The organism is Myxococcus xanthus (assembly GCF_013116825.1).
Classification (GTDB): Bacteria; Myxococcota; Myxococcia; order Myxococcales; family Myxococcaceae; genus Myxococcus; species Myxococcus xanthus_B.
Genome location: NZ_JABFNS010000072.1, coordinates 28,692 through 45,391 on the forward strand (window position 1 = coordinate 28,692; position 16,700 = coordinate 45,391).

Here is a 16,700-nt window from a genome sequence, read left to right on the forward strand (position 1 = left end):
CAAGTCAGGCCCCGTTTCCTCTCGCCCTTCCCGCGAGAGAGAGGGGCCGCGAGGCGACAGTGAATACCTCCGCACTTCACGCGCAGCTTCCCCTCACCCTCCATCAGACGGACCTGCCCGCGCTCGGCCAGCACTACCGTGGCAAGGTTCGCGAGACGTACCGGCAGGATGACCGGCTCATCCTGGTGACGACGGACCGGCTGTCCGCGTTCGACCACATCCTCACCACCATCCCCTTCAAGGGCGAGGTGCTCAACCGGCTGGCCGCGTTCTGGTTCGAGCGCACGAAGCACATCGTCCCCAATCACGTGCTGGACGTGCCCGACGCCAACGTCACCGTGGCGCGTGCCTGTCAGCCCTTCGCCGTGGAAGTGGTGGTGCGCGGCTACCTCACCGGCAGCCTCTGGCGCGACTACCAGAAGGGCACGCACACCGCCTACGGCCTGCCCTTCCCGGACGGCCTGCGCAAGGACGAGGCCTTCCCCGCCCCCCTCATCACCCCGTCCACCAAGGCGGAGTACGGCCTGCACGACGAGCCCATCTCCGAGAAGGAGCTTCTGGCGCGGGGGCTGGCCACGCCGCGTGACTGGGCGCGCATCTCCGAGGCAGCGCTGGGCCTCTTCGCCGAAGGGCAGAAGTGGGCGCGCTCGCGCGGCCTCATCCTCGTGGATACCAAGTACGAGTTCGGCAAGGTGGGCGACACGCTCTACGTCATCGACGAGATGCACACCCCGGACTCCAGCCGCTACTGGGTGGCCGACGAGTACGAGGCGCGCTTCGCGAAGGGCGAGGACCAGCGCATGCTGGACAAGGAGAACATCCGCCAGTGGCTCATCCGCGAGCGGAACTTCTCGGGCCAGGGCACGCCGCCGCCCATCCCTGACGACGTGCGCGTGGACCTGGCCGCCAAGTACGTGGCGGCGTACGAGCACATCACCGGCACCACGCTGACGCTGGAGCCAGGTGACGTGAAGACCCGCATCGAGCGCAACCTGCGCGAGAAGGGCTACCTGAAGTAGCCCTCCTCCATCATCGGCACGGAGTGCCTACGCGCTCCGGCCGAACACGCGCTGGAAGACGTCGTCCATGTGGCGCGTGTGGTAGCCCGGGGAGAAGCAGTCGGAAATCTCCTCGGGCGTCATCATCTTCCGCAGGTCCTCGTCCGCGAGCAGGGCCTGCCGGAAGTCGAGTCCTTCCTCGTACAGCTTCATCGCGTTGCGCTGGACGATGACGTACGCGGCCTGCCGGTCCATGCCCTTGCGCGCCAGCTCCAGCAGGAGGCGCTGCGAGTTCACCACGCCGCCCAGCAGCTCCAGGTTCTTCTTCATCTGCTCCGGGTAGACGCGCAGGTCCTCCATCAGCCGCGCGAAGCGGATGAGCATGAAGTCCGCGAGGATGGTGGCGTCCGGGCCGATGACGCGCTCCACCGAGGAGTGGGAGATGTCCCGCTCATGCCACAGCGCCACGTCCTCCATGGCGCTCACCGCGTAGCCGCGCAGCAGGCGCGCCAGGCCGGTGAGGTTCTCCGACAGAATCGGGTTGCGCTTGTGCGGCATGGCGCTGGAGCCCTTCTGTCCCGCGGTGAAGGGCTCCTCCGCCTCACGCACCTCGGTGCGCTGGAGGTGGCGAATCTCCACGGCGAACTTCTCGATGCTCGAGCCCAGCAGCGCCAGCGCGGTGAAGAACTCCGCGTGCCTGTCTCGCTGCACCACCTGGCTGGAGGCCGGCGCGGGCTTGAGGCCCAGCTTGCGGCAGACGTGCTCCTCCACCGCGGGCGGCAGGTGCGCGAAGGTGCCCACCGCGCCGGAGATCTTCCCCACGGCGATGACGTCCCGCGCGTGCTCCAGGCGCGTCCGGGCACGGCGCAGCTCGTCGTACCAGATGGCCAGCTTGTGGCCGAAGGTGATGGGCTCCGCGTGGATGCCGTGGCTGCGGCCCATCTGCAGCGTGTGCTTGTGCTCGAAGGCGCGCTTCTCCACCGCGGCCATGACGCGGTCCACATCCTTCAGGATGAGGTCCACCGCGTCACGCAAGGTGAGCGCCAGCGACGTGTCCAGGACGTCCGACGACGTCATGCCCAGGTGCAGCCAGCGCGCGCTGGGCCCCACCCGCTCTTCCATGAAGGTGAGGAACGCGATGACGTCGTGCTTGGTGGTGCGCTCAATCTCCTCGATTTTCGCCGCATCCTCGGGCGTGAAGTCTCCGGCGCGAGCCAGACAATCCTGCAGCGCCTCGCGGGGCGCCAGCCCGGCCTCCACCATGCCCTCCAGGGCGGCGAGCTCCACGTCGCGCCAACGGCTGTAACGGGCCTCGTCGGACCAGAGGGAGGACATCTCCTGACGGCTGTATCGCGGAATCACTCGTAGACCTTCACGGCAAAGTCCCGCCGCGCCGCGAGCCGGAGGAGTTCCAGCACGGCGTCGGAGGACGGACCCAACTTCCTGGCGGCGGTGAGATTGAGAGACAAGTCCAACCCCTCAGGCTGAACCACCGCCAGCGCTCCTGGATTCACCTTCTCGTGGATGATGCGGTTGGCCAGCCGCCCGGCCTGCTGGCCGATGGCCGTGGGACTGGGCGAGAGCGCCAACGTGGCCCCTTCCTTCACCTGGCTGGGCGTTAGCGCGGCCAACGGCACCCGGTGCGCCGCCGCGAAGGCGATGAGCGCCTGGACGACCGCCGCGTTGCCCACCGTCTTGTCCGCCACCATCAGCAGCGCGTCCACCTTGCCCACCGCGCCGTCCAACGCCTTCTCCGCCCGGCCCCCCGCCTCCAACTCCAGCGGGAGGATGGACATGCCTCTCGAGGCCGCCGCCGCGCGGGCCTGCGTCACCGTCCCCGCGGAGAACCGCGGGTCATGCAGGATGCCCACGCGCTTCACCTTCGGCGACACGGCCTTCAACGCCTCCAGCTCCGGCCCCATGTCGCTGGTGAGGGAGATGCCGGTGACGTTGGCGCCATCCAGGCCGTACTTCTCGTAGTAGGGCACCATGGCGAAGAGGACGGGAACGTCCTCGCCCAGCGAGCGCCGTGCGGCGTTGGCGGCCAGGGGCCCCAGGGCCAGCACCAGCGCGGGCTTCTGCTCCGCCAGCTTCTTGAAGAGCCGCGCGGCCGCGCCCGCGCTTTCGTCCAGCATGACCTCCTGCACCTCGGCCCGGGCCTCCGCCGCGAAGCCGGCGATGACGGAGGCATACGGCGCCAGGTGGGCGGACTTCACCGCCACCACGCGGGGACGGGCTGGCTGCTGCGCCACGACCGCCGCCGGCAGCAGCGCGACGAGGAGCGCGGCGACGCAGCCCTTCATTGCCGCACGCTCGCGCAGCAGCGGAAGCCCACCGCGTTCGAGCGCACGGTGGGCACGCCGTTGCTCCGCGCCGAGCAACGTGACGCCGGGTCCGGCTGGTCGAAGGCGCCGCCCTTCAGCGCGTAGGCCTGGGCGCCGACGCGGGTGGCCGTCCACTCCGCCGCGTTGCCCGCCAGGTCCATCACCGCGTAGCCCGACTTGCAGCGCTCGAAGCGCCCGGAGGCCGCCAGTCCACCCGGGCTCGCCGCGGTGTTGCACGCGCCCACGGCCTGCTCCTCGCCGAAGGGGAACCGCGAGTTGCCGGGGCCCTTGCACGCCTTCTCCCATTCCTCTTCCGTGCAGAGCCGCTTGCCCTCGCGCTCGCACGCTCCCCGCGCCTCTTCCCAGGCCACGGCCACCTTCGGCATCGCGCCAGCCCGGTTGGGGAATTCGTACTCATCCACGCAGAACGAAGACACCTGGATGCTCGCGACGGGGCGCTCGTCCGGGCTGGCCAGTGCGTCGTCGTCGCTCCGGCCCATCTTGAAGGCTCCGCCACTCACCAGCCGCATGCCCGCGGGACAGCCGCCCACGGGCGCCGCCAGCGCCGCCGCACCACCGGGCCCGGCAACAGGCGCTGTCCCCTGCCCTCTGGATTTCTGCAGCGCCTTGATGGCCAGGAAGCCCCCGCCCGCGCCCAACGCCAGGCAGCCGAGGACGAGCAACACCAACCTCAACATGGAACGCTGGGGCTTCGCCGCGCGCGTGGCGGACCTGGTGAGCACCGCTCCGCGAGGCGCGGCGCGAGGACTGGAGACTTCCGACGGTTCGCTCCGCTTCGCGCCGGAACGAGCGCCCGAGTCAGGCGCCTCCGAACCCCGGCGGCGGGTGCGAACACCTGAGTCCTCGGAGGCACGGCCGCGAGCACGGCTGCCGGTGTCCTCTGCGCCGCCTTCCCGCGAACGAGACGACGCCTCGTCCTGCGCGCCGTCGCGAGCACGCGACCGGGAACGGCCTACCGCGGGCGCGGCGTCCAGCGTGGGCGCGGCGGGGCGGCCCGCGGGCACCGCTGGCGCCTCGTCCAGGGTCATCGCAGCGGAGCGGCCATCCGTCACCGCGGGGGCATCCACCTGCGTGGGCGCCGTGGAGCGGCTCAGCGCGGCCTCGGACGCGGCGCCACGCTCACTGGTGTCCTCGGAATCCTTCCGCGCTGGCGCGGCGCGAGCGGGTACGGGCGAAGACGACGCGGGCCGCGAAGCAGTGCCCTGTGCCGGGGGAGCCGCCTTCGCGGCGACGACGGGCGGCGCGATGAAGGGCAGCGCCTGCTCCGTGAGGTGCTGCGGCGCGGGCGAGGCCACGGGCTTGCCCCGTCCCATGATGGCGGCCAGCGACGCCGCGTCCAGCGGCTGCGTGGCATCCACCGGCGGCGGCAGGTCCGGAATGGGCGCGGGCGGCTTGGGCGCGGCGACACCGGGCGGCGGAGGCAGGTCCTCCTCCTTCACGGCCGGGAGCATGCCCGTGGGCACCGGGGGCGGTGGCCTCGCCGCCTGCCTCGCGGTGTTCGCGGCCGACGAGCCCGGAGGCGCCGGGAGGCTCCGCGCGCGCGCCACCACCGCTGCCGGCGTGCGCGCCAGGATGTTCGAGAACTCGGTGAGGAACTCGCCCGCCGTCTTCGGACGGGCCAGCGGGTTGAAGTTGAGCGCGCGCCGGTACAGGGCCTCGATGGAGGTCGGCAGGTCCGGGTGGTGCATCGTCAGACCGGGGATGACGCCGTCCTCGGGCACGAGCCCGGTGAGCATCTCCCCCACGATGGCCGCGAGCGAGTACACGTCCATGCGCGTGTCCAGCTCACCCCCGCCCACGTACTCCGGCGCGATGTAGACGTCCGCGCGCTGCCCCTTCTGCGCCTGCACGAAGGGCAGGTGCGGCACGGCCAGGCCCAGGCCGTAGTCCGTCACCTTGAGCAGGTCTGGCAGGACGATGACGTTCTCCGGCTTGACGTCGGAGTGCGGTCCGAAGCGGTGCGCCGCGTCCAGGGCCGCCGCCATCTGCGCCAGCAGCGGCTCCACTTCCTTCAGCGAGAAGAGCTGCCCCCGCGCGGTGCGCTGCTCCATCATCCGGCGCAGCGTCATGCCCTCCAGCAACTGCATGGTGATGAAGGGCCGGTCCCCGTCCACGCCCTCCTCGTACACGCGCAGGAGGTTCGGATGATTGAGCTTCTTGGCCACGCGCATGGACAGCGCGAACTGCATGCGCTCCTCGGGCTGCTGCACCAGGCGCGGGTGCACCGCCTTGAGCGCCACTTCGACGTCAATCTCCTCGTCCTGGGCTCGGAAGACGAAGCCCATGGGCCCGGAGCCCACCACGTCCCGGATGGCGTAGCGGCCGGCGACGACGTCCCCTGGCTTGTAGGGTGCGCCGTCCGCGCCGCGCCGGCGAGGCGCCCCGGCGGGGGGACGCGCCGAGGCATCGTGCTTCAGCCCACAGGTGGGGCAGGTGTCTTGGGAGGCAGGAACGAGGCTGCCGCAGCGGTAGCAGAGCAAAGCTGGCGTACTCCAGGAGGCAGTCGGGGGGCCACCTCGGGGGAAGGCCCAGCCTCTTATTCTGCACGCTCCCCTGTCATCAAGGAACGCCGAGCGAGGAAGTCAGCAACTAGCGTCCCGTGGACCCGAAGCCATTTCCACCCCGGGAGGTTTCCTCCAAGAGCTCCACCTCCTGGAGGGAGACCTGCGGCACGGCGGCCACCACCAGTTGGGCCACGCGGTCGCCCCGGCGCAGGGTGAAGGGCTCATGGGAGAGGTTGATGAGGATGACCTGCACCTCCCCCCGGTAGTCCGCGTCCACCGTCCCCGGCGAGTTGAGGAGCGTGACGCCATGCCGCAGCGCCAGGCCCGAGCGCGGACGCACCTGCCCTTCGTACCCAGGGGGTAGCGCGAGCGCGAGCCCGGTGGGCACCGCCAGCCGCTCCAGGGGCCCCAGCACCCGCTCCCCGTCGATGTCCGCGCGCAGGTCCAGGCCCGCGGCCTGCGCCGTTTCGTAGCGGGGAAGTGGCAGGGGCTCCGCATGGGTGCGCACGCGGCGCACCTTCACCGTGAGGGGGGAAGACATGCGCTGGGACTAACACAGCTACCGCCGCTTCGTGCCACGGCGGCGTGACAACCTCGCGCGTCGGCCCCTCAGGGTGTGGGGTCCTTCGCCACGGGCCGCAAGGCGGTGCGGAACTTCAGCGGGTCCATGGGCCGCGCCGCCAGCTCCAACTGGTAGTGCAGGTGGGGACCGGTGGAGCGCCCCGTGTTGCCCGAGTGCGCCACCCGTTCTCCCCGGCTCACCCGCTGTCCAACCTTCACCAGCAGCTCCGAGTTGTGACAGTACGCCGTCGTGACGCCCCGCCCGTGGTCCACCACGAGCACGCGGCCATTCACGGCGTCCTCGCTGGCACGCCGGACGACGCCATCCGCCACCGCCACCACGGGCGTCCCCACTGGTACGCCCAGGTCCACACCGGTGTGCATCTTCCGGCGCCCCAGCACCGGGTGAAAGCGCTCGCCGAAGGGGCTCGTGACACGCGCGCTCTCATGAACGGGCCACGCGAGCCCGAAGGCGGTGGCCAGCGCCAGGGCCTGCGCGGCGCCCACCGACGCATCCTCGAAGCCCGGCGGGAGCTGACCCGACAGGCGCTCCAGCGTGGGCGCCCCACCCTCCGCCTCCACGCGCTCCAGCGCGTAGCGCGCCGGGACGCGACCCGCGAAGAGCGCCATGAGCCGGGCCTCCTCCCCTGGAAAGTCCTTGGACAGCGCGGTGTGCAGGCTGCGCGCGGCCGCCGGGCCCGTCTGCGGATCCAACAGCGACGGGGCGGGGACACCCAGCTCCGCGGCCAACTCCAGCGCGGGCTGGCGGGCTCGCACCTGGGCGCCCTTGAGCGCCAGGTGGGTTCCCCAGGCCAGGGCCTCCGCGTCCGTGAGGGCCCGGGACAGAGGCACGTCGGGAGCCCCCCATGGCGGTGACAGCGAGGTGCCACTGACGCCGTCATAGTACGCGAGCAAGGGCCGCGCGCTGCTGCGCGTCCCCGTGGCCCATGCCGTGGCATTGCGCACCAGCGCGCCCGCGGGCGTGTGGTGGTACGCCGCCCACAAGCACAGCGTCGCCATGCAGAAGTCCAGCAGTCCTTTCGCCTGGCGCGGGAACATGGGCACCTACCGGAAGAAGGACAGCACGGGCGTCGCATCCACCACCGCCGCCACGGCCAGCGGCACCACGACCGCGCAGCCCAGCAGTCCGCGCCGCAAGGCCGCTCTGCCTCCGGCGTCCTCACACACCGCGTCCGCGTGTTGCAGGTTGCGCAGCACCGCGCGCCACCCGAGCGAAACCAGGACACCCACCAGCGAGGCCACCGCCAGTGCCCGCGCCGCCACGTCCGCGGCACCATCCCCGAAGAGTTCACGCCAGGAGAGGTACACCGAGCCCTGGATGAGCCTGGCCACCGCGCACGCGCCCGCCAGCACCACGGCCGCCGTCGCCAGAGGCCGCAGCCACCGCATGGGCGTGGGCTTGCGCAGGCACCGCGACCACAGCTGACGCCACGTCGGACGCGCGGCCTTCTGGGGCTCCAGCACCCTGCGCCATGCCTCCGCCGGAACCGGTGCGGCGGACTCCCGGTAGCCCAGCGCGGGCAGCGCCAACACCACGTCCGCAGCCAGCTCCCACGCGAGCGCGAGGAAGCGCGCAATCCGGGTGCGCTGCTCCAGCGACACCCACTCCACCAGGGGCGCCGTCAACGCGTAGCGGCCCACGAGCGCGTCGAAGCCCGCGTCCACCCGGTCCACCAGCGCCAGCAGCCGTTCATCCAGCGTGTCCGCCGCCGAGTGCACCCCCACCGCCACCAGCGCGACCAGCCCCAGCGGCATGAACGCCCAGCGGAAGGCCCCCAGGAAACGGGAGACGTCCGCCAGGAAGGGCGTGGACGACGACGCAGGCGGTGGTCGAGGTGGCAAACAGCCTCCGTGCGGATGGGGCTCGCACCTCAACGCACGGCCCGCCCGGAAGTGTCTAAGCCACCCCGGCCCGAAACGAAAACACCCCCTCCCGCGCGGTGGCGGAAAGGGGCGTCATGAGCGCCGGGCTCTCAGTGAAGGAGCCCGGGCTTTCGGGCGTGAATCAAGCCTTGGCGTCAGGCTGCGTGGGCGCGGGCGCCGGCTGCGCGGCGGCCTCACCGGCGGCGGCGCCCTGCTGCGCGGCGCGCTCCGCCATGGCCTCCTTGCGCGACAGGCGAATCTTGCCCGTCTTGTCGATGCTGACGACCTTCACCAACACCTCGTCGCCCTCGTTCAGCACGTCGGAGACGCTCTTGACGCGCTTGTCGGACAGCTCGGAGATGTGGATGAGGCCGTCGGTGCCCGGGAACAGCTCCACGAAGGCGCCGAACTCGGCGATCTTGCGCACCGTCCCCGTGTAGATCTTCCCGATCTCCGCCTCGCGGGTCAGCGCCTGAATCATCGCGATGGCGGCCTTCACGGCCTCGCCGTTCGCGCTGGCGATGTCCACGCGGCCCGAGTCCTCGATGTTAATCGCGGCACCCGTGCGGGCGATGATGTCCTTGATGACCTTGCCGCCCGGCCCGATGACGTTCTTGATGAACTCGGGACGAATCTGGATGGTGGTGATGCGCGGCGCGTACTGGCTGATCTCCTTGCGGGACTCGGCCAGCGTCTTGAGCATCTCGCCCAGGATGTGGAGGCGGCCCTGACGCGCCTGCTCCAGCGCGCGGCTCATGATTTCCGTCGTGAGGCCGGTGATCTTGATGTCCATCTGGATGGACGTGATGCCCTTCGAGGTGCCGCACACCTTGAAGTCCATGTCGCCCAGGTGGTCCTCGTCACCGAGGATGTCGGAGAGGATGGCAATCTTGTCGCCCTCCTTCACCAGACCCATGGCGATACCCGCCACCGGGGCCTTGAGCGGAACACCCGCGTCCATCAGCGCCAGCGTGCCGCCGCAGACGGAGGCCATGGACGAGGAGCCGTTGGACTCCAGGATGTCCGACACCAGGCGCACCGTGTACGGGAAGGACTCGCTCTTCGGCACCATGTTGCGCAGCGCGCGCTCCGCCAGCGCCCCGTGTCCGACTTCACGGCGGCCCGGGCCACGCAAAGGCTTCGTCTCGTTCACGCTGAACGGCGGGAAGTTGTAGTGCAGCATGAAGCGCTTGAAGGCCATGCCGCCCAGCATCTCCAGGCGCTGCTCGTCATCGCTGGTGCCCAGCGTGGTGACCACGAGCGCCTGCGTCTCGCCGCGCGTGAAGACGGCGCTGCCGTGGGTGCGCGGGAGCACGCCCACCTCGCACGTAATCGGACGGACCACGTCGTGGCCGCGGTCGCCGATGCGGCCACCGTTGACCGTCATCTCGCGCATGTGCTCGTACTTCAGGTCCTCCACCACCGACTTGGCGTGCTTCTCCACCAAGGGGGTGTAGCCGTCGCCCAGCTGCTCCTTGAGCTTGGCGAGCGTCTCCTTCTTCGTCTTGCCGAGCGCCTCGTAACGCGCGGCCTTCTCCTTGATGCCGTAGCCCGCCTTGATGCCGCCCATGGCCAGCTCACGCACCTTGGCGCGCAGGCCCTCGTCCACCGCGGCGGGCTTCTCGAAGGAGCGAACCTGCTTGTTCAGCTCGCGCCGCAGTTCGTCCTGCAGGTCCAGCGCGGGCTGCGCCGCCTTGAAGCCGAAGTCGAGCGCCGCGACCATGTCGGCCTCGGAGACCTCCTCCGCGCCACCTTCCACCATGACGATGGCCTTGCGGCTCACCGCCATGACCAGGTCCAGGTCGCTCTGCTCGCGCTGCTTCGCGGTGGGGTTGGCCACCAGCTGACCGCCGACGCGGCCCACGCGGATGCCGGCGATGGGGCCGTCGAACGGGATGTCCGACACCCACAGCGCCGCGGAGGCGCCGGTGATGCCGTGGATGTCACCCTCGTTCTCCGGGTCGGAGGAGATGACGCTGGCGATGACCTGCGTCTCGTACGCGTAGCCTTCCGGGAACAACGGGCGGCAGGAGCGGTCGACCAGGCGGCTGGCCAGCGTCTCCTTCTCCGTGAGGCGGCCCTCGCGCTTGAAGTAGCTGCCGGGGATGCGGCCGGCCGAATACAGCTTCTCCTGGTACTCCACCGTCAGGGGGAGGAAGTCGACGTCCTTCTTCTCCCGGGCGCTCACCGCCGTCACCAGCAGCATGGTGTCGCCATAGCGGACCACCACGGAACCGTCGGCCTGCTTCGCCAGACGGCCCACTTCGATGCTCAGCTCGCTCTCGCCAATCTTGACGCTCTTCTTCAACATGTCCGTGCCTCTGGATCCTTCAGGGCGAAGACCCCACCGCGCGCACCCGGTCCGAGAAATGGACCCGGCACCCCGGGAGGGCCCTCGGGGTGTTTGAGCGGTCACCAGGGCCTGGAACAGGCGCCAGTTGAGGCAACCGCCAGCATGTACTGCGGAGGGCGCTTGCGGAGCGCCGGAGGGATGTCTCGGAACTTTTGATCCCTGGTCGCAGGGGCCGACCGCGGTCAGCCCATCCGAACGGAAACCAAAACCTCCGCAGCCACCACTCCCTTGCCCGCCTCCACCCACCGCGCTTCGACTGCTTCACGTCACTGCACTACGGCCTATGTCCTAAACGCGCGGGGCGCTGGTTTCCGCCAGCGCCCCGGGCCCTGCTCAACTGCCTACTTGCGGATGCCGAGGCCGTCGATGAGCTTCTTGTACCGCGCGACGTCCTTGGACTTCAGGTAGTCCAGCAGGCGGCGGCGCTGACCGACCAGCTTCAGCAGACCGCGGCGGGAGTGGTGGTCCTTCTTGTGCGTCTTGAAGTGCTCGGTGAGCATGGTGATGCGCTCGGACAGCAGCGCCACCTGGACCTCGGGGGAACCCGTGTCCGACTCGTGGGTCCGGAACTTCGACACCAGCTCCGACTTACGCTCCTGGTGCAGCGACATGAGACTCTTCCTTGCCCGCTCCGGTGGAGGTTGCTGCTCGCGTCACCACGGTCCGCGGAGGGGTACAGACCGGGTGCATCCTTCTGACGAGCGGGGGGCTTATAAGCTTCACCCCCCGTGGGGTCAACCTTCGACGCCTGCCCGTGAGAAGACGTACAGCCACAATCCCACGAAAAATCCCGGACTTACACCAGGACGCGCAGATAGCGCAGGCGGCCACCGGCCACTTCGGCCACCGCCAGCAGCGCGTCGTCCGGCCCCATGACGCGCACCCGCCCCACCTTCCCGGCGGGGACCTCCACCGGGACACCGTGGGAGACGCGCTTCGCGTCGGCGGCGCCCACCCGGACCTCCGGCAGCTCCACCAGCGCATGCGACATGGTCATCAGCCGGCTGGCCAGGGCGCCCTCCTTCAGCAGCTCCGGCACGTCCGCCAGCGGCAGCGCCTGCGCCAGGGTGAAGGGGCCACTGGCGGTACGCCGCAGCGCCTCCAGGTGGGCGCCACAACCCAGCGCCCGGCCCACGTCCTGGGCCAGGGTGCGCACGAAGAAGCCCTTGGAGCAGCGCACCGACAGCTGCAGGCGCTCGGCGGAGAAGTCCCGCAGCACCAGCTCATACACCGTCACCTGGCGGGCGGCGCGCTCCACTTCCTCGCCCGCCCGGGCCAGCTCGTAGAGCCGCTTCCCGCCCACCTTGACGGCCGAATACATGGGGGGAACCTGGTCGAAAGTGCCCCGGAAGCGCGCCAACGCGGCTTCAATCAGCGCGGGCGTCAGGGCAGGTACAGGCGCCTGCGCCGTCACCTGCCCTTCGGCGTCCAGGGTGTCCGTCTCCGACCCCAGACGCACCGTGGCGTCGTAGGCCTTGTCGCCCTCGGTGATGAAGCCCGCGACCTTGGTGGCTTCCCCCAGGCAGAGCGGCAGCACTCCAGTGGCCAGCGGGTCCAGCGTCCCCGTGTGGCCCACCTTCTTCAGGCGAAGCAGCGAACGCACCTGGCGGACCACGTCGAACGACGTGGGACCGGTGGGCTTGTCAATGACGAGGACGCCGTCCATGGCACGCCAATCGTGGAGGCCCGGAGCTGGACCTACCAGCCTTCCTTGTTGCGGACTTCGCGCAGCAGCCGGTCAATCTTGTCACCTTCGCCCACCGATTCGTCGAAGGAGAAGTAGATTTCCGGCGACACGCGCAGGTTGACGGCGGACGTCACCTCGCGGCGCACGAAGCCCTTGGCGGCTTCCAGGCCCTTCTGCGTGTCCGCCCGCTCCTGCTCGCTGCCCATCATCGAATAGAAGACACGGGCCACGCGAAGGTCCGGGGAGACCTTCACGCCTGTAATCGTGATGTAGCCGATGCGCGGGTCCCTCAGCATGCCCCGGGTGAGCAAGTCACCGATGGCCGCCTGGATTTCCTGCCCCACGCGCTCCGGTCGGGAATGCGTCGTCATTTCTTCTCCCAGTCTCGCGGGTTGCGCAGGGAACGGGCCCGAGCCCGTGCCTCGTCAAACGTCATCCGTCCACCGCTCGACGGAGACGGGCGGCCCGTGCCGCCATCCATGCCACCTTCATGGCGGCTTTCCCACTCTCCCAACCCCTCCGCCTCCGCGAGCGAGCCGCGCTCGCCGCGCAGGAAGCGGGCAATGGCAGCCTCCGAATGCGCCGCCGCCTGCTCTGGGGAAAGGTCCAACTCCTCCGCGTCCTCATCCACGGCCTGCGCCGAGAAGGAACCTCGCGAGGCCGTCTGGCCGCTCGCGAAGAGCTGGTCCCCGAAGCCGAGGATTTCCGTCTCCCGCGACACCAGCGGGGCGACGTACATCTCCTCGACGGAGTGGATGATTTTCTCCAGCTGCTCGTCCACGTGGCGTCGCTCGTTGCCCACCACCGCGAGCGCCAGTGACGCCTTCTGCCAGAGATCCTGGTCCTCGACCTCGGCCACCGCCACGTTGAAGCGGGCCTTGAGCCGGTCCGTCACCCGGCGGAGCACCTGCCGCTTGGACTTCAGCGAGCCACTGTCCGGAATCTGCAGGGTGAGGCGTGCGACACCTACGAACATGAATGTCCCCCTTGCCACGGGTGGCCACGCCCGAAGGCGGTGGCAACCCGGGCATCAGCACCCTGGGAAGATGGGGTCTTCCCAGGGTTTCAGGGAGGCGCCGGGGCTCTCCTGCAACTAGGTGAGGCTCTGCCGAGTCTCTTCGATCTCGTACGCCTCGATGATGTCACCGGGCTTGAGGTCGTTGAAGCTCTCGATGCCGATACCGCACTCGAAGCCCTGAGCGACTTCCTTGACGTCGTCCTTGAAGCGCCGCAGCGACGCCATCTTCCCGGAGAACAGCTGCTTGTTCTCACGCATGAGGCGGACGAAGGCGCCGCGCTTCATGACGCCATCCAGCACCGCCGCACCGGCGATGGTGCCCAGACGCGGCACGTTGAAGGTGTTGCGCACCTCCGCACGGCCCAGCTTGCGCTCGGTGCGGATGGGCTCCAGCAGGCCCTCCATCTCCGTACGAACCCCGTCGATGAGCTCGTAGATGATGGAGTAGCTCTTGAGCACCACTTCCTGAGCCTTGGCCGCGGCCTCCGCTCCGGACTCCGGGTTGACGTTGAAGCCCAGCACGACGCCCTTGGAGGCCGCCGCCCGCATCACGTCGCCCTCGGTGATGGCGCCCACACCAGAGTGGACCACCTCCACCTTGACCTTGTGGGTGGAGAGCTTCTGGACGGCCTGCTTGACGGCCTCGGCCGAGCCCTGCACGTCCGCCTTGATGACGACGCGCAGCTCCTTGGGGCCGCCGCCCGCCTTCGTCTTGGCGAACAGCTGCTCCAGGGACTCGCGGCTGACCTTGGACAGCTCGGTCTGCCGCTCCTTCATGTTGCGGTGCTCGGCGATCTGCTTGGCCGCCTTCTCGTCCGCCACCACGTTGATGGCGTCACCCGCGCCCGGCACGCCGGACAGACCGACGACCTCGGCGCAGTAGCCCGGCTTCACTTCCTTCACCTGCTCGCCGCGGCTGTTCGTCATCGCGCGGACGCGGCCGTAGTGCGAGCCGGTGACGACGGCGTCACCCAGCTTCAGCGTGCCCTCCTGCACCAGCACCGTGGCGACGGGGCCACGGCCGCGGTCCAGCTTGGCCTCGATGATGGCGCCCACCGACGGACGGCTCGGGTTGGAGGTCAGCTCGAGCACCTCGGCCTGGAGGGCCAGGTTCTCCAGCAGGAGCTCCAGGTTCTCCTTCGTCTTCGCGGAGACGGGCACCATGATGGTCTCCCCGCCCCACTCTTCCGGCACGAGCTCGTGGGTGGCCAGGTCCTTCTTCACGCGGTCCAGGTTCGCGGTCGGCAGGTCCATCTTGTTGATGGCGACGACGATGGGCACCTCCGCCGCCTTCGCGTGCTTGATGGCCTCCACCGTCTGAGGCATCACGCCGTCGTCCGAGGCCACCACCAGCACCACGATGTCCGTCACATCGGCGCCGCGGGCGCGCATGGACGTGAAGGCCTCGTGGCCCGGCGTGTCGAGGAACGTCACGTCACCGCGCGCGGTGCTGATGCTGTAGGCGCCGATGTGCTGGGTGATGCCACCCGCCTCGCCCTGCGCGACGCTGGCCTTCCGGATGGCGTCCAGGAGGCTCGTCTTGCCGTGGTCGACGTGGCCCATGATGGCGACGACCGGCGGACGGGGACGCTCGTCCTCGGGACGGGCCTCCACCTCGGGCAGGTAGTCCTCCACCTCGAAGCCCACGCGGTCGATCTTCCAGCCGTAGTCGCCGGCGATCATCTCCGCCGTGTCCGCGTCCACCAGCTGGTTCGCGGTGGCCATCTTCCCCAGGCCCATCAGCTTCTTGATGAGCTCGGCGCTGCGCACACCCATGCGCTGGCCCAGGTCGGACACGGAGATGCCCTCCTGCAGCTTGATGACCTTCTTCTCCTCGGCCATCTGGGTGATCTGCGTCTTGGCGCCCTTCTTCGTGGGCTTGCGCTTCTTGCCACGGATGGGGATGGTGACGCGGCCCCAGACCATGTCCGTCAGTTCCTGCTTGGACACGCTCTGCGTATCACCGCTGGTGCGCTTGCGCTGGCCACGCTCCTTGTTCTTGGAGACGTCCACCAGCTCGCGGCCACGGCCCAGGTGGTCCGGGACCACCTTGTACTCACGCCGCTCGGGGATGCCCGTGCGGCCCGGCGCCATGGGGTACTGCTTGGCCTGACCGGCCGTGGGCGTCACGCGGCGCACCTGGATGAGCGGGCGCGAGATGACGACGGCCTGAGTCGCCGTGGGACGGGCCGAGCCCGTGGGCGACACCTGGGCGTGCGGCACGCCGCCGACCATGATGGTGGGGCCCTGCGGCGTCGGAGAGGCAGAGGCCGAGGCCTGCACCCCCGTGCCGGGCGCCGAGGTCGGACGCACCGGTCCCTGACCGGGACGGCCGGCTCCCTGATACGAGCCCGGTCCCTGGTAGGACGGACGCCCACCCGGACCACCGGGACGACCACCCGGGCCGCCCGGACCACCGGGACGACCACCCGGGCCACCCGGACCACCCGGACCACCGGGACGACCACCCGGGCCGCCCGGACCACCGGGACGACCACCCGGGCCACCCGGACCACCGGGGCGACCACCACCGGGCCCACCACGCTGCTGGTAGCCAGGCGCAGGGCCCCGGGAGACGACGGTCGCGGACGAAGAAGTGCTCGAAGGCGTCCGGACTGCCGGCGGTACCGGTGAGCGTGGGGGGGGTTGGGGCAAGGTGGTGCTCTCCTGAACAGAGGGACGAGGCTGCGCGGCGGCGGGAGCCGGCACGGCAGCGCGAGGAGCCTCCACCGGGGCCTGAGGGGCCTCGGCGACCTGCGCGGGGGGCATAGACGTGACTGCAGCCGGAGCCGTGGGCTCCGGGGCGGCGGCGACCGGGGCCTCGACGCGCTGGGGCTCCGGGACGCTCGGCGGCTCGGCGGCCGCGCGGGGCGCCTCGACAGGCGGAGGCGCCTGCACCGGCTCCTCGGCGGCGAACTCGGGCGCCGACGGCGGCGGCTCATAGGCGGGCTCGGCGGCCTGTGAAGCCTCGACCCCACTGTCCGCGGTCGCACCGGCGGGCGGACCCACCTTGCGGCGCACGACGAAGCCCTTCGCCGTCACGGGCGGCGTGGCCTGCTTCGGCTTGCGCTTGTCCAGAATCTTCTGGACGGCAGCGGTCGCCTGGTCGTCATCGAGAGACGACGAGTGGCTCTTGACGTCGTAACCGAGGCTCGACAGCTCGGTGACGACCTCCTTGTTGTCGAGCTCAATCCCGTGGCTCTTGAGTTCCTTGGCGATTTCGTGGACGCGCTTCTTCGACATATTGCCCTTGATGGCCTTCTGCTCCGCCGACTCCGGGGCGCAGCACCCTAGTCCAAACCCGAAAATGTGTGCGAGTGGCGACTAACACCCACTCCCCCCCGCACCCC

At 70.0% G+C, this 16,700-nt stretch carries 13 protein-coding genes; 1 reads left to right on the plus strand and 12 read right to left on the minus strand.

Going from position 1 to position 16,700, the window contains the following annotated elements; all coding sequences use genetic code 11:
- Positions 1-59 precede the first annotated feature (59 nt).
- Positions 60-1,019, plus strand: a complete 960-nt coding sequence (locus HNV26_RS21335) for a phosphoribosylaminoimidazolesuccinocarboxamide synthase (RefSeq protein WP_171439888.1) — start codon at positions 60-62, stop codon at positions 1,017-1,019.
- A 27-nt stretch (positions 1,020-1,046) separates the two neighbouring features.
- On the opposite strand, the gene purB is transcribed toward HNV26_RS21335, so the two are convergent.
- The 12 genes from purB to infB form a co-directional block, all read right to left on the minus strand.
- Complete coding sequence (gene purB, locus HNV26_RS21340; RefSeq protein WP_171439887.1) at positions 1,047-2,360, minus strand: adenylosuccinate lyase; 1,314 nt, start codon at positions 2,358-2,360, stop codon at positions 1,047-1,049.
- The gene (locus HNV26_RS21345; protein ID WP_171439886.1) at positions 2,357-3,301 is read right to left on the minus strand and encodes an ABC transporter substrate-binding protein; all 945 of its coding nucleotides are present in this window, start codon (positions 3,299-3,301) and stop codon (positions 2,357-2,359) included. Before HNV26_RS21345 ends, purB begins: the two co-directional genes overlap by 4 nt.
- A complete protein-coding gene (locus tag HNV26_RS21350) occupies positions 3,298-5,823 on the minus strand; it encodes a bifunctional serine/threonine-protein kinase/formylglycine-generating enzyme family protein (protein WP_171439885.1) in 2,526 nt (841 codons plus the stop codon). The genes HNV26_RS21345 and HNV26_RS21350 overlap by 4 nt, the downstream gene beginning before the upstream one ends.
- 109 nt (positions 5,824-5,932) lie before the next feature.
- Positions 5,933-6,388 (minus strand): dUTP diphosphatase, encoded by a 456-nt coding sequence (dut, locus tag HNV26_RS21355; RefSeq protein ID WP_171439884.1) that lies wholly within the window; start codon positions 6,386-6,388, stop codon positions 5,933-5,935.
- A 68-nt stretch (positions 6,389-6,456) separates the two neighbouring features.
- Entirely contained in the window at positions 6,457-7,467 is a 1,011-nt protein-coding gene (locus HNV26_RS21360) for a M23 family metallopeptidase (protein WP_171439948.1), read from the minus strand.
- Between the two features lie 6 nt (positions 7,468-7,473).
- Positions 7,474-8,271 (minus strand): hypothetical protein, encoded by a 798-nt coding sequence (locus HNV26_RS21365; protein WP_171439883.1) that lies wholly within the window; start codon positions 8,269-8,271, stop codon positions 7,474-7,476.
- A 163-nt stretch (positions 8,272-8,434) separates the two neighbouring features.
- Positions 8,435-10,603 (minus strand): polyribonucleotide nucleotidyltransferase, encoded by a 2,169-nt coding sequence (gene pnp, locus HNV26_RS21370; RefSeq protein ID WP_171439882.1) that lies wholly within the window; start codon positions 10,601-10,603, stop codon positions 8,435-8,437.
- A gap of 383 nt (positions 10,604-10,986) precedes the next feature.
- Positions 10,987-11,256, minus strand: a complete 270-nt coding sequence (gene rpsO, locus HNV26_RS21375; protein ID WP_011552156.1) for a 30S ribosomal protein S15 — start codon at positions 11,254-11,256, stop codon at positions 10,987-10,989.
- A 185-nt stretch (positions 11,257-11,441) separates the two neighbouring features.
- Positions 11,442-12,311 (minus strand): tRNA pseudouridine(55) synthase TruB, encoded by an 870-nt coding sequence (gene truB, locus HNV26_RS21380; RefSeq protein ID WP_171439881.1) that lies wholly within the window; start codon positions 12,309-12,311, stop codon positions 11,442-11,444.
- Between the two features lie 32 nt (positions 12,312-12,343).
- Positions 12,344-12,703 (minus strand): 30S ribosome-binding factor RbfA, encoded by a 360-nt coding sequence (rbfA, locus tag HNV26_RS21385; protein ID WP_171439880.1) that lies wholly within the window; start codon positions 12,701-12,703, stop codon positions 12,344-12,346.
- Complete coding sequence (locus HNV26_RS21390; RefSeq protein WP_171439879.1) at positions 12,700-13,308, minus strand: DUF503 domain-containing protein; 609 nt, start codon at positions 13,306-13,308, stop codon at positions 12,700-12,702. Before HNV26_RS21390 ends, rbfA begins: the two co-directional genes overlap by 4 nt.
- 117 nt (positions 13,309-13,425) lie before the next feature.
- On the minus strand, positions 13,426-16,593 hold the full coding sequence (gene infB / locus HNV26_RS21395; protein ID WP_171452858.1) for a translation initiation factor IF-2: 3,168 nt from the start codon (positions 16,591-16,593) through the stop codon (positions 13,426-13,428).
- Positions 16,594-16,700: the final 107 nt, after the last annotated feature.